Here is a 13,142-nt window from a genome sequence, read left to right as displayed (position 1 = left end):
TCAGCCGCCCGCCTTCTCGGCGCGGGCCTGGGCGCGGCCGATCTTCTGGAAGAGCGGCAGGACGACCACCAGCAGCACCGTGACCGCGATGATCCAGAGCGAGCCCGGCCGGTGCAGGAAGATCGCGAAGGACCCGCGCGAGATGGTCAGGGTCTGGCGCAGCGCCTCTTCCGCGAGCGGCCCCAGCACCAGCGCCAGCACCAGCGCCGCGGGCGAGAAGTCGTAGCGGCGCATGAAGAAGCCGACGATGCCGGCGGCGAACATGATGTACATCTCCATGTAGGAGCTGGCGACCGAGAAGGTGCCGAGCGTGCAGATCACCACCACCACCGGCGCGAGGATGCGGTAGGGCACCCGCAGCAGCCGCACGAAGAGCGGGATGGCGAAGATGTTGATCGCCAGCAGCGCCATGTTGCCGAGGTACATCGAGGCAATGAGCCCCCAGGCGAGCTCGGGGTTCTGCGACATGAAGAGCGGCCCCGGACGCAGCCCCCAGAGCAGGAAGGCGGCGAGCAGCACGGCGGTCGAGGCCGAGCCGGGGATGCCCAGCGTCAGCAGCGGGATCATCGCGCCCGAGGAGGCGGCGTTGTTCGCCGTCTCGGGGGCGACGAGCCCGGCCATCTCGCCCTTGCCGAAGCGCTCGGGATGCGGCGAGGAGCTGCGCTCGAAGGAATAGGCCATGAGCGAGGCGATGGTGGCGCCCGCGCCGGGGATCACGCCGACGACGAAGCCCAGCAGCGAGCCGCGCACCATGGTGAAGCGGGTGCTCATCCAGTCCTGCGCGGTCGGCCAGAAGCGGGTTTCCTTGCTGTACTCGATCACCCCCTCGGCGTTGCGCAGGTGCTGGCCCTGCCAGAAGGAATGGTAGAGCTCGCCAAGGCCGAAGAGCCCGATCGCCACGGGGATGAAGTGGATGCCGCCGATCAGCTCGGCCGAGCCGAAGGTGTAGCGGCTGAGCCCGGTCTCGAGGTCGACCCCGACGGTGCCGAGCGCGAAGCCGATCAGCGCCGAGATCACCCCGTATTTCCAGTTCGTGCCGATCATCACCAGCAGCGTGAGCATCCCGAGGATCGCCAGCAGGAAATACTCGGGCGGGCCGAAGTTGCGCGCCACCTGCGAGAAGGTCGGCGCCAGCGCGGTCAGCAGCAGCACGCCGACGGTGCCGCCGACGAAGGAGGCCACCGCCTGCATCACCAGCGCCGGGCCCGCGCGGCCCTGCTTGGCCAGCGGGTGGCCGTCGAAGGTCGAGGCGACGGTGGCGCTTTCCCCCGGCGTGTTGAGCAGGATCGAGGTGATCGTGCCGCCGTACATGGCGCCGTAGTAGATCGCCGCCAGCATCATGATCGCCCCCACGGGGTCCATTCCGAAGGTGATCGGCAACAGGATCGCGAGGCCTGCCGAGGGGCCGAAGCCCGGGATCACGCCGACGACCATGCCGACCATCGCCCCGACGAGCAGGTAGAAGATGTTGATCGGCGAGATGGCGACGGAAAATCCGAGCACCAGGTCCGAGAAGAAGTCCATGTATCCAGTCTCCGGTGGGGGACGTTGGGCCGCCGGCGCGGCTCAGAAGGGCAGCGGCAGCAGGCCGCGCGGCATGTCGGCGTTGAGCAGCAGCACGAAGAGCGCGTAGACCGCGGCGGGAACGCCGATCGCGACGAGGATGTTGCGCAGCCACTCGCCCGGGTTGAACACGCAGAGCGCGGCAAAGAGGAAGAGCACGGTGGCCGGCACCCCGCCGAGCAGCGACAGCGCCGCGAGGTAGGCAAGGCCGAGCCCCATCATCGCCGCCACGGCACGGTTCATGCCGATCTCGGCCGATCCGGCGAGACGCCGCCGCGCGACGATCTCCTCGGCCAGCGACCAGAGCGTCAGCGCGAGCAGCCCGGTGCCGAGGATGCGCGGGAAGAACCCCGGCCCGAGCCGGCCCGAGCTGGTCAGGAAGGGCAGGTCGACAAAGGCGATCCAGCCGTAGAAGACGGAACCCGCGAAGAGAAGAAGAAGGAAGTAGAGCCGCATGAGGTCCTCCGTGCGTCGGCCGGGTCGCGTGTGTTGGCGATGACCCGGCCGCTCTGCAGGTTACTGGATGACGCCCTGCGCGCGCAGCACTTCGGCGAAACCGGCCTGGGTGCGTTCGAGGAACTGCTTGAAGTCCTCGCCGTAGATGATGTTCTCGGTCAGCAGGTTGGTGCTGATGTACTCCGCCCATTCCGGGGTCGCGGCGATCTTCTTCATCGTGTCGATCCAGAAGGCCTGCGCCTCGGCGGGCGCGTCCGGCGCGAGGATCACGCCGCGCGGCATCGACACGCCGATGTCATAGCCCTTCTCGGCCATGGTCGGCACGTCGCCCAGCTCGGGCGGGGTCTTGGCGCCGGAGTAGACCAGCGCGCGCATGTCGCCCGAGTCCACGAGGCCGACGATCTCGCCGGGGTTGGCGACGATGCTGTCGACGGCCCCCGACAGGAGCGCGGTCTGCATGTCGGCCATGGAGTTGAACGAGACGTATTCGATGCCGAAGCCCGCCTTGTCGGAGAAGAGCTTGGGCACGATGAAGTCGACGTTGACCGTGCCGGTGCCGGCGATGGTCGGCGGGGTGGTCTTGCCGGCCTCGATATAGTCCTCGATGGTCTGCCACGGGCTGTCGCCGCGCACCATGATGGCAAGGTCGTCGGTCGCCATCAGCGCGATCGGGGTGAAGTCCTCGGGCTTCCAGGGCGTGTCGGCCTGCAGCGGCGTGGTGATCAGGCTGCCGGAGGTGGTCGAGATGCCGTAGCCGCTGCCAGCCTGCGCATAGAGGTGCCCCCAGCCCACGGCGCCCGAGCCGCCGGCGCGGTTCTCGAGCCGGATGTTGCCCGGGTAGAGGTCGTATTTCTGGATGATGTCCACCATGGTGCGCGCCATGATGTCATTGCCGCCCCCCGGTCCGAAGGCGATGGTCCAGTCCAGCGTCTCTCCCGGGTCCGGGTAGGACTGGGCGGATGCGGCGCCCACGGCCAGAGTGCAGGTGACCAGCGCGAGCGCCGTCGCGCGCGTCGCCCTGCCGAGCGTTTCCAGTGAAATCGTCATGTCTTCCTCCCATGATGGCCGGTTCCGGCCGTTTGTCACCCCATCCCGGCCAGGCGGCTGGGGCTCATTTCCCCTTGAGCGTGTCGAGCCACCTCTGTTTCCCGCTGGCGTGATGCTCCTCCGCTGCACGCCGCGCGGCTTCCGGATCCCGTGCCTGGATGGCATCGAGAATGCGCAGATGTTCCTCGTGCGACTTCGCCATCGACTCGCGCCCCTGCAGGACGCGGCGCCGCAGCAGCCGCACCTCCTTGTCGAGCGAGGCGTAGAGCTCGGCCGACTTCTTGGCGCCCGACATCTCGCCGATCAGGTCGTGGAAGGTCAGGTTCCGGGCGAAATAGCCTTCCTCGTCGCCGGCGTTGAGGCAGGCCTCCATCTCGGCGACCAGCGCCGCCAGTTCCTCGCGCTGCTGCCGGGTCGAGCGCCGCGCAAGCTTGCCGCAGGCGTAGCCCGCGATGAGCGCGCGCAGATCGTAGAGTTCGAGCGCGTCCTCGATCGTGTGCTGCTTCACGAAGGCGCCCTGGTTGGTGCTGACCGCAACCAACCCGTCGCTGGCGAGCAGCCGCAGCGCCTCGCGCACCGGGCCGCGGCTGACGCCGAGGATGTCCGAAAGCTGCTGCTCGTTCAGCCGGACGCCCGCCGAGAGCTCGCCGCGCAGGATCATCGTCTCGATCCGGGCACGCACGGTCTGGGTGAGCGAGCCGTCGCGGCGGCGCGTGGCGGTCTGTCCGGGAGTCGGTGCGGTGTGTTCCATGGCGTCACCCTGCGAGATAAAAAACAAACTGTCAACAGTTGGCGGAGAGTTGACAAGATGATCCACCATCGCCACTCATGAAGGCAGGGAGAGCCCGGAGCCGCGCGGAATGCGCCGGCCGGGCAGGGCGCCGCGGGACGTATCCCACCGGGGTTCCGGCGCCATCCACATCGGAAAAGGGAGGGCAGGACGATGAACGACACAGCCAGCGCCGCGCGACTCGGCTCGGGCCACGAGGGGCGGACGGCCTTCGTCTCGGGCTCGGGGCGCAACATCGGCCGCGCCGTCGCGGTGCAACTCGCCCGGCAGGGATGCAACGTCGTGGTCAACGGCGCACGCGACCGCGCCGCCTGCGAAGAGACCGCGCGGCTGGTCGAGGCGGAGGGCGCCTCGGCGCTGGTCGCCATGGGCGACATGTCGAGCGCGGCGGACATCGCGGCGATTCGCGACGCGGCGCTCGCCGTCTTCGGCCGGGTCGAGATCGTGGTGAACAATGCCGCGATCCGGCCGCACAGGCCCTTCCTCGAGACCAGCGAGGAGGACTGGGCGGCGGTCATCGACACCGGGCTCACCGCCGCCTTCCGCACCGCGCAGGCCTTCCTGCCGGGCATGGTCGAGGCCGGGTTCGGCCGCATCGTCAGCATGACCGGGATGAAGGCGATCAAGGGCTATTTCGAGGGCGCGCCGATCTCGGCCTCCAAGCACGGCATCCTCGGGCTGACGCGGGCGCTCGCCACCGAGTTCGGCCCGCAGGGCATCACGGTCAACGCTGTCTCGCCGGGGCAGACCCTGACCGAGGGGCGGGACGGCAGCGATCCGAAGATCCGCGCCGCGATCCCGGTCGGCTTCATGGGGGCGACCGACGACATCGCCTCTGTCGTGACCTTCCTCTGCTCGCCCGAGGCCCGCTTCGTGACCGGGCAGATGATCGGCGCGAACGGCGGACAGGCGACCTAGGCGGACGGGCAGGGAGGAGGCACGGATGGTAAGGCTGGCACAAAGGGTGACGCGGATGACCCCGGCGGCGACGCGGGTGGTCTCGGAGCGCGCGGCGGCGCTGCGGCGGGCGGGACGGGACGTGATCTCGCTCTCGACCGGGGAGCCCGATTTCGTCTCGCCACCGTCGGTCATGGCGGCGGCGCGGCAGGCGCTCGAGGCGGGGATGACCTTCTACACCCCGGCCGCGGGCAGCGTCGAGCTGCGCGAGGAGGTCGCGGCCTATTACAGCGCCCGCTTCGGGCTCGACTACTCGGCGCAGCGCGAGGTGATGATCGGCTCGGGCGGCAAGCCGCTGCTCTTCCAGGCCTGCGCGGCACTCCTTGATCCGGGTGACGAGGCGATCATCATCGCCCCGGCCTTCGTCAGCTACGTCGAGCAGGTCCGGGTCTTCGACGCCGTGCCGGTGATCGTCGAGACCGACCCGGGGACGCTCGACTTCACGCTCGAGGACATGCGCGCGGCGATCACCCCGCGCACCCGGATGGTCATGCTCAACGCGCCCTCGAATCCCTCCGGGCGGATCTATTCCGACGCGCTGGTGAAGGGGCTCTGCGAGCTTGCCATCGAGCATGACCTCACGATCATCAACGACGAGATCTACGAGCGGATCATCTTCGACGGGCGACGCTACCGCAACCCGCTGGAACTGGTGCCCGAGGCGCGCGACCGCGTCCTGCACATCAACGGCGCGAGCAAGGCGCTGGCGATGACCGGCTGGCGGATCGGCTTCGCGCTGGGGCCGGCGGATCTCATCAAGCGGATGACCATGCTGCAGGGCCACAACACCTCGGGGCCGAACTCCATCGCCCAGGCGGCGGCGCTCGGCGGGCTGCGCGACGGGCAGGCCGAGATCGACGCCATGGGCGCGGTCTACCAGCGGCGCAAGGACTTCATCACCGCGCGGCTCTCGGCCATGCCCGGGCTGCGCCACATCCCGCCGGACGGCGCCTTCTACGTCTTCGCCGACATCCGCGGGACCTACGGCAAGTCCGTCGGCGGCATGCGGATCACCGATGACGTGAGCTTCTGCGAGGCGCTGCTCGAACAGGCCGAGATCGCCACCATTCCGGGCTCGTCCTTCCTGCAGCCCGGCTTCTTCCGCATGTCCTTCGCCACCGGCGACGAGGTCCTCGCCGAGGCGATGGACCGGATGGACCGATTTTTTGCGGCCCTGGCCTGAGCGGCCCCGGGCAGGGAGTGTGACATGAGAGACAGCATCATCGACGTCTCGGCCGAAGTGCCGATCCGCCGCGTCGGCGACGGCGCGCTGCACGGCTTCTTCGGCTATTACAACAAGTCGAACTTCGACGCCGCAGACCGCCGCCTGCTGGGCAACCGCACGCCGCTCTTCACCGGGGATCTCACCGGCACCGAGGTGGCGGAGGTCGGCTATTTCGACCTTGCGGACGGTGACCGCTGGCGCGGGCTCGGCACCACGACCGCCTGGAACTGGCAGATGGGCTGCCAGGCGCAATGGGTCGGCACAAGTGATCGGGTGATCTACAACGTCCGCGCGGAGCGCCCCGGCGGGCCCGGCGCGATCTATCCCGATTTCCGCTCTCGCGTGGTCGATACCGCCACCGGCGCGGCGCGCGAGCTGCCGCTGCCGATTTACGTCATGGCCCCGGACGGGCGCTTTGCCCTGACGCTGAACTACTCGCGCTTCATCCGCACGCACCGGACCATCGGCTATCCCGCCACGGCGCAGGAGCCCGAGCTCGACCGCGCGCCCGAGGATGACGGCATCTGGCGGATGGACATCGAGACCGGCGAGACCCGGCTCATCTGCTCGCTGCGGCGGCTCTTCGAGCATCGCCACGTGCCCTCGATGGACAAGGCCTTCCACTGGATCACCCATATGGAGGTGAACCCCTCGGGCACGCGCTTCCTCTTCCTGCACCGCTGGACCGAGCGGCCCGACGACGAGTTCTGCTACCTGCACCGGCTCTACACGATCAACGGCGACGGCAGCGACCTGCGCCTGCTCGAGGATGCCGACCACCCGCTGCCGCAGCTCGCCGAGGATTTCGACCCCTCGGCGCATGGCACCTTCGACTACGAGAAGTCCGAGTGGCAGATCTCGCACCCGCTGTGGAAGAGCGACGACGAGGTGATCGTCTGGGGCCCGCACGGCGGCGAGATCCATTACCAGCTCTACAACGACCGCACCGGAGAGGTGACGCCGGTGGGGCCGGGGCTGCTCGACGAGAACGGCCACATGACCTACGGGCGCGATCCGCGCTGGATGCTCTCGGACACCTATCCCGACGCGGTGACCAACGAGCGGGTGCTGTTCCTCTACGACACCGAGAAGGACCTGCGCTACGATCTCGGCACGTTCCACACGCCGCCGGATCTCGGCAAGCACAACCGCTGCGACCTGCACCCGCGCTGGAGCCGCGACAACCGCGCGGTCTGCATCGACAGCGTGCACGAGGGGCCGCGGCAGATGTACCTGCTCGACATCGGCCCGCTGATCGACCGGCTCGAGGGGCGGAGCGCGGGCTGATGTCCCGCGGGGCGGGTGGTGGTCATATGCAGGAAGGCCGCCCACCACGGGCTGTGGTGAGCGGCCTTCCGTTCGTCAGCTGCCCGGGCCGGGCGCCGGGTCAGAGCATGCGGGCGATGCGCGCGCATTCCCCTTCGCGGGTGGTGTTGCGGGCGCGCAGCGAGGCGTCGCTCTCGCGCGAGAGCTGCTCGAAGGCGTCGCGGGCCGCGAAGGCGCCGGCAACCATCCGGGTCAGGCGCGAGAAGAAGCCATGGCCGGCGCCGTGCTGGCCGCGGGGGGCGAAGGTCTGGGTGCTGTCTGCAGAGATCATGATCGTGTCCTCGGAGAAGTCCGCTTCGGTTGATCCCCATCTAGGACCTGCGGGCGCGGATGAGGAGCGGCACTCCGGAATGCCCGCTATGCGTCTGGCGGGCGGGTGCGCGGCCGCTGTGGGTTCCGGCCCGCGGCGGCTACTTGCCGCCGCGCAGCCGCAGCCCGAGGAACCGCGCCGCGAGCGGGGCGCCCGCGACGACCAGCAGCACCCGCAGCAGGTGGTGCACCACGATGAAGCCGAGATCCGCCCCGGCGATGATCCCGAGCACGGTCATCTCGGCCTGCCCGCCGGGCGCGAAGGACAGGAAGCCCTCGAGCGGCTGGGCAAAACCCAGCTGCACCACGATCTCGGTCACCATCAGCGCCAGCGCGGCAAGGATGCCGACGTAGACCGTTCCGGCCAGCACGTCGCGGCGCAGCTCGTGCAGGGTCACGCCGACATAGCCGACGCCGATGCCCATGCCGATGAAGAACTGCGCGGCCTTGATCGCCTCGGCCGGGGGACGGGCATGGATGAACCCGCCCAGCGACAGCGCAGCGGTCAGGATCAGCGGCCCGATGATGGTCGCGCCGAAAAGACCGATGCGCTCGCCGCCCTTCCAGCCGATCAGCCCGGCGGCGGCCATCAGCGCGAGCTCGGTCAGCGGCACCTCGGAGGCGGTCGCCCCCATCGGGTGATCGAGCGGCAGCTCGAAGCCCTTGACGATCAGCAGCGGCGCGACGGTCACGATGATCAGCACCCGCGTCGCATGGGCCAGCGACAGCGCCCGCACGTTCGCCCCGGCATCCTGGCCAAAGGCCAGCATGTCCTGGAGCCCGCCGGGCATGGCGGCGAAATAGGCGGTGGGCAGGTCGTATTTGCAGATCTTGTGGAAGTAGGGAACGCCGATCAGCGCGATGGCGACGATGTAGGGCGGGATGAAGGCCACCGAGGCCGCCATCTGCGGCAGGCGCTCCAGCACCTCCGGCGTGATCGAGGCGCCGACGGCGATGCCGAGGATGGTGCGCGCCCCTTTCGAGATCACCCCGAGCCCCTGCAGCGGCGCGCCGAAGAGCGCCGCGATCAGGCAGGCGGTCATCGGGCCGAACAGGAAGGGCAGCGGCAGCGAGAGCAGCAGGAAGGCCAGCGTGCCGGCGATCGACAGCACGACCGTCAGCGCGCGGCGGCGCAGGACCGGCGGTTTCGGCGGTGGGGCCACCGCGAGGATATCGGGCTTGTCTTGACGCATTGTATCCACCTGTATACGATTGGATGCATGAGGAGCGCAACCCATCTCAACCCGGTTTCCGCAGGCACCCCGCACACCGAGGGCGCCTATCAGCGGTTGCTCGAGGAAATCAGCACCGGCCGCATCGAGCCGGGCTCCCGGATCACCGAGACCGAGCTCGCCGAGCGCCTGCAGATGAGCCGCACCCCGGTGCGCGAGGCGCTGCGGCGCCTCGAGGCCGAGGGCCTCGTGACCCACAAGCCGCGCGTCGGCGTCGTCGTCCGCCAACTCAGCTATCCCGAGCTGATGGAGCTCTACGAGATGCGCTGGGTGATCGAGGGCACGGCGGCGCGGCTCGCGGCGCGGGCGGCCTCGGATGTCGAGATCGAGGAGCTTGCCGCGATCAACGACGAGATGGCCGCCAACGCGGGCGACGGCGCGGCGCTCTACGCGCTCAACCGGCAGTTCCACACCACGCTCATCGCCGCCGCCCGCAACCGCTACCTGGTGAAATCGGTGCGCTCGATCGAGTTGACCTTGCAGATCCTCGGCCCCTCGACCCTGCGCGAGATGAGCCGGGCGACCGAGGCGATCGAGGAACATGCCCGCGTCGTCGAGGCGCTCCGCGCGCGCGACGGCGCCGGGGCCGAGGCGGCGATGCGCGCCCACATGGAGGCGGCGCAGCGCACCCGGCTGCGGCAGCTGCGCAAGCACGGTCGGCTCATGGAAAGCGAAGAGTTGCCCGAGCCCTAGCGGCGGCGGGCACGGACCGGCCGGGGGAGGAGCCCGGCCGCGGTGATCAGGGAGGAGACAGTCATGCGCATCGCGTTCATCGGCTTCGGAGAGGCCGCACGGGCCTTCACGGACACGCTTCTGGCGGCGGGGCAGGACCTGTCCTTCGCCGCCTTCGACGTGAAGCAGGAGGCCGGGATGGCCGAGGCGATGGCGTCGCGCGGCGTCACCCCCGCCGCGTCGCCCGAGGCGGCGCTTCTCGATGCGGACTGGATCATCGCGGCGGTGACCGCGGACCAGAGCCTCGTCGCCGCGCAGTCGGTGCTTGGTGGGCTGGCGCAGGGGCAGGTCTACATCGACATCAACTCGGTCTCGCCCGGGCGCAAGCAGGAGACCGCGGCGCTGATCGAGGGGCATGGGGCGCGCTACCTCGACATGGCGGTCATGGCCCCGGTGCACCCGCGCGGCCACGCGACGCCGGTGCTGGTGGCGGGCTCCTGCGCCGAGGCGCTGCGGCCCGAACTCGGCGCGCTCGGCTTCTCCTTCGACGTGACCGGGCCCAACCCGGGCGACGCGACGGCGATCAAGATGGTCCGCTCGCTCTTCGTGAAGGGGCTCGAGGCGATCACCGTGGAATGCGCGCTCGCCGCCGCGGCTTCGGGGGTCTACGACCGGGTGATGCCCTCGCTCGAGCGCAGCTACCCGCAGCTCGACTGGGCCGCCGACGTGCCCTACCGCTTCGAGCGCGCCCTGCGCCACGGCGCGCGCCGTGCCGCCGAGATGCGCGAGGTCGGCGCGACCTTCGACGCGCTCGGCCTGACCGGCGGGCTCGCGCGCGAGATCGCCGAGGTGCAGGAGCGGATGGGGGCGCTCGCCGCCGCCGATCTCGACCTCGAGGCGCCGCTGCCCGAGGCCATCGCCGAGGTCGCCCGCCTGCGCGGCGCCCGGTTCCGGGGCGCCTGAGCGGCTGCGGCGGGAGGGCCCGATGGTGGACCGGCGCCAGCTGCGGACCCTGCTCATCCTGCTGCCCGCGGCGATCGCGGGCGGCTGGCTCTGGTCCTCGTTCAAGCTGCCGCTGGGCTGGCTGATGGGCTCGGCGCTGGTCACCGGCATCTTCGCCATGTCCGGCGTGTCGATCCGCATGCCGAAGCTGCCGCACCGCGCCGGGCTGGTGATCGTCGGGGCGAGCGTCGGGCTGACCTTCACGCCCGAGATCGCCGAGCATGTCGCCGGCTGGCTGCCGCTGATGGTGGTGGGCGGGGCGCTGGGGATCGTCGCGGCGGCGCTGGTCGCGCCGCTGCTCGCGACCGCCGGCGGGATGAGCACCGCCACGGCCTATTTCTCGCTGCTGCCGGGCGGGGTGATCGAGATGGCCCGCATCGGCGAGAGCCATGGCGGCGACCGCACCACCATCGCGGCACTCCACGCGATCCGCGTGGCGCTGGTGGTGGGCCTGCTGCCGCTCGTGCTCTTCGCGCTCTTCCCGTCCTACCCGGTCGCCGACGGCGGGCAGGCGGCGCAGGTGCCGCTGCCTGAGTTGGCCGCGACGCTGGCGATCGGCGCGCTTGGCGGCTGGCTCGGGGCGCGCTGGAAGCTGCCCGCGGCCTGGCTGCTGGGCGCGGTGCTGGCGGTGGGGGCGGTGGCCGCCTCCGGGCTGCTCGGCGGGCGGATGCCGCCGGTCTTTCTTGCCGCCGCGCAGGTGATCGTGGGCATCGCGCTCGGCGAGCGGTTCGAGCGCAAGAGCCTCGCCTCGATCCCGCGCGCCATCGCCACCGGCGTGCCGGCGCTGCTGGCGATCATGCTCTTCATGGGGCTGGCGGCGGCGGCAGCGGCCACATGGCTCGCGGCCGACATCCCGACGCTGGTGCTCGCCTTCTCGATCGGCGGCATGGCCGAAATGGTGCTGACTGCCAAGGCGCTGCATCAGGACGTGGCGCTGGTCGCCGCTTTCCAGGCATTGCGGGCGGTGATGGTCAACGCGGTGGCGGGAGGGGTCTGGAGCCGGTTCCTCGCACGGCGCGCGCAGCCGGCGTCGAGCGGCGGCGGGGACTGAGGCAGGGGAATTGAGGCGGGACGGCCCGACGTGGCCGCCCCGCCGATGGCTCAGCTGGCGATTCGCCCGGGAGTCGCCGCTTCGGGAGCCGAGAGGCGGGCAAGCTCGGCGACATCGGCAAGCTCGCCCGTCCGCCAGGCCATGTCGAGCAGCTGCGCCGTCCGCTCCTCGCCGACGACCAGCGCCGACTGCACGCGGAACTTCTCGGTCAGCTGGGCATCGGTGAGCGGCACCTCGCGGCTGCCGATCGCCCGGTCGACCACCTTGCGCAGTGTGCTGCCGTCCCGGAAGTGGACGTCGATGGCGACCGAGGCGCCGTGGCACTCGGGGTCGGGCGTGGCGGTGATCCTGTCGCGCAGCGCGATGATCTCGGGCAGGCGCACCACCTCGTCGGTGAAGGCCGTGGGGGCCCCGTCGCCGCGCAGCAGCGCGCAGGCGGCGGAGTGGAAGACGCTGAACTTGCCCTCGAGCCCGGTCTTCGGGTCGCGCTTGCCGGTCAGTTCCAGTACCAGCGGATGCGTTGTGAGGTGCAGGCTCTCCACCTCGGCCACGCGCGCGCCGAGCTCGCCGCGCAGCTGGATGCAGCCGTCGATGGCCGGATGGATGACGATGCCGCAGGCGAAGGGCTTGTAGGAGTTGAGCGCGGATTCCCAGCGGCTGCCGAGCCCCTCCAGGATCTCGCTCCAGTCCTGCTTGTCGGACATCACGCAGGCAAAGCCGCGCGGCGCCTCGAGCACGCGCTCGGAGCTGTCGAAGCCCGCCTGCGCCATCAGCGCCGCCGCCAGCCCGTTGCGCGCCGCGCTGCCGGGGTGGAAGCTCTTGGTCATCGTGCCGAACTGCTCGCGGAAGCCCGAGGCCTGCGTGCCGGCGATGCCGAAAGCCCATTGCATCTGCCGCGTGTCGAGGCCCAGCAGCTTGCCCGCCGCCGCCGCCGCGCCGAAGACGCCGGTGGTGCCGGTGATGTGCCAGCCGCGGTCGTAATGATCGGGATAGACCGCGTTGCCGATCCGGCATTCCACCTCAATGCCGAGGATGAGCGCGGTCAGCAGATCCGCGCCCGAGACGCGCCGGGTCTCGGCCAGCGCGAGGATCGCCGAGGCGACGGGGCCGGCCGGGTGGATGATCGTCTTCAGATGCGTGTCGTCATAGTCGAGCACATGCGACGAGATGCCGTTCATCAGCGCGGCGTGCAGCGCGTCCATCCGCTCGGCGCGGCCGATGATGGTCGAGGTGGCGGGGCCGCTGAAGGGCAGGAGCGCGGTCAGCGCGGCGTCCATGGTCTCGTGCGAGGCGCCGCCGACGGCGCAGCCGAACCAGTTCACGAAGGTGCGCAGCCCCTCCTGCCGGACCTCTGCGGGGATGTAAGCGCCGCTGGTGCGCACGGTCCAGTCGGCAAGCTGTCTGGTGACGTCCGGTGTTCCGGGCGGGGTGGGCTGGTGGCCACTCATGTCGTGCTCTCCTCAGGCTGTCTCTCCTCCCTTGCTAGGGTGTCTAACTGTCAACTGTCAACAG

Annotated in this window: 13 protein-coding genes; 6 read left to right on the top strand and 7 right to left on the bottom strand. The window is 70.3% G+C overall.

Features of this window, described 5'->3' with window-relative positions:
• The 4 genes from PVT71_RS16120 to PVT71_RS16105 form a co-directional block, all read right to left on the bottom strand.
• Nucleotides 1–1,524, bottom strand: coding sequence for a tripartite tricarboxylate transporter permease (locus PVT71_RS16120; protein WP_353475083.1), 1,524 nt, complete (start codon nt 1,522–1,524; stop codon nt 1–3).
• A gap of 42 nt (nt 1,525–1,566) precedes the next feature.
• A complete protein-coding gene (locus PVT71_RS16115) occupies nt 1,567–2,019 on the bottom strand; it encodes a tripartite tricarboxylate transporter TctB family protein (protein WP_353475082.1) in 453 nt (150 codons plus the stop codon).
• A gap of 60 nt (nt 2,020–2,079) precedes the next feature.
• Nucleotides 2,080–3,066 (bottom strand): tripartite tricarboxylate transporter substrate-binding protein, encoded by a 987-nt coding sequence (locus tag PVT71_RS16110; protein WP_353475081.1) that lies wholly within the window; start codon nt 3,064–3,066, stop codon nt 2,080–2,082.
• A 64-nt stretch (nt 3,067–3,130) separates the two neighbouring features.
• The gene (locus tag PVT71_RS16105) at nt 3,131–3,817 is read right to left on the bottom strand and encodes a GntR family transcriptional regulator (protein WP_353475080.1); all 687 of its coding nucleotides are present in this window, start codon (nt 3,815–3,817) and stop codon (nt 3,131–3,133) included.
• 192 nt (nt 3,818–4,009) lie between these two features.
• On the opposite strand from PVT71_RS16105, the gene PVT71_RS16100 reads away from it, so the two are divergent.
• The 3 genes from PVT71_RS16100 to PVT71_RS16090 are packed head-to-tail and all read left to right on the top strand — an operon-like array spanning nt 4,010 to nt 7,325.
• The gene (locus PVT71_RS16100; RefSeq protein ID WP_353475079.1) at nt 4,010–4,774 is read left to right on the top strand and encodes an SDR family oxidoreductase; all 765 of its coding nucleotides are present in this window, start codon (nt 4,010–4,012) and stop codon (nt 4,772–4,774) included.
• Nucleotides 4,775–4,799: 25 nt separating this feature from the next.
• On the top strand, nt 4,800–5,996 hold the full coding sequence (locus PVT71_RS16095; RefSeq protein WP_353475078.1) for a pyridoxal phosphate-dependent aminotransferase: 1,197 nt from the start codon (nt 4,800–4,802) through the stop codon (nt 5,994–5,996).
• Nucleotides 5,997–6,020: 24 nt separating this feature from the next.
• Nucleotides 6,021–7,325 (top strand): hypothetical protein, encoded by a 1,305-nt coding sequence (locus PVT71_RS16090; protein WP_353475077.1) that lies wholly within the window; start codon nt 6,021–6,023, stop codon nt 7,323–7,325.
• 100 nt (nt 7,326–7,425) lie between these two features.
• Here PVT71_RS16090 and PVT71_RS16085 read toward each other — a convergent pair whose 3' ends face one another.
• Both PVT71_RS16085 and PVT71_RS16080 read right to left on the bottom strand, forming a co-directional pair.
• A complete protein-coding gene (locus tag PVT71_RS16085) occupies nt 7,426–7,635 on the bottom strand; it encodes a hypothetical protein (RefSeq protein ID WP_353475076.1) in 210 nt (69 codons plus the stop codon).
• 139 nt (nt 7,636–7,774) lie between these two features.
• Complete coding sequence (locus tag PVT71_RS16080) at nt 7,775–8,866, bottom strand: AbrB family transcriptional regulator (protein WP_353475075.1); 1,092 nt, start codon at nt 8,864–8,866, stop codon at nt 7,775–7,777.
• Nucleotides 8,867–8,893: 27 nt separating this feature from the next.
• On the opposite strand from PVT71_RS16080, the gene PVT71_RS16075 reads away from it, so the two are divergent.
• From PVT71_RS16075 to PVT71_RS16065, 3 genes are all read left to right on the top strand, one after another.
• On the top strand, nt 8,894–9,598 hold the full coding sequence (locus PVT71_RS16075) for a GntR family transcriptional regulator (RefSeq protein ID WP_353475074.1): 705 nt from the start codon (nt 8,894–8,896) through the stop codon (nt 9,596–9,598).
• Between the two features lie 63 nt (nt 9,599–9,661).
• Entirely contained in the window at nt 9,662–10,540 is an 879-nt protein-coding gene (locus tag PVT71_RS16070; protein WP_353475073.1) for a DUF1932 domain-containing protein, read from the top strand.
• A 22-nt stretch (nt 10,541–10,562) separates the two neighbouring features.
• Nucleotides 10,563–11,630, top strand: a complete 1,068-nt coding sequence (locus PVT71_RS16065; RefSeq protein ID WP_353475072.1) for an AbrB family transcriptional regulator — start codon at nt 10,563–10,565, stop codon at nt 11,628–11,630.
• A gap of 50 nt (nt 11,631–11,680) precedes the next feature.
• Here PVT71_RS16065 and PVT71_RS16060 read toward each other — a convergent pair whose 3' ends face one another.
• Nucleotides 11,681–13,078 (bottom strand): MmgE/PrpD family protein, encoded by a 1,398-nt coding sequence (locus tag PVT71_RS16060; protein WP_353475071.1) that lies wholly within the window; start codon nt 13,076–13,078, stop codon nt 11,681–11,683.
• Between the last annotated feature and the right edge of the window lie 64 nt (nt 13,079–13,142).

The sequence above is a fragment of the Salipiger sp. H15 genome, assembly GCF_040409955.1.
Classification (GTDB): Bacteria; Pseudomonadota; Alphaproteobacteria; order Rhodobacterales; family Rhodobacteraceae; genus Salipiger.
This window is presented reverse-complemented; position numbering and strand designations above follow the sequence as displayed.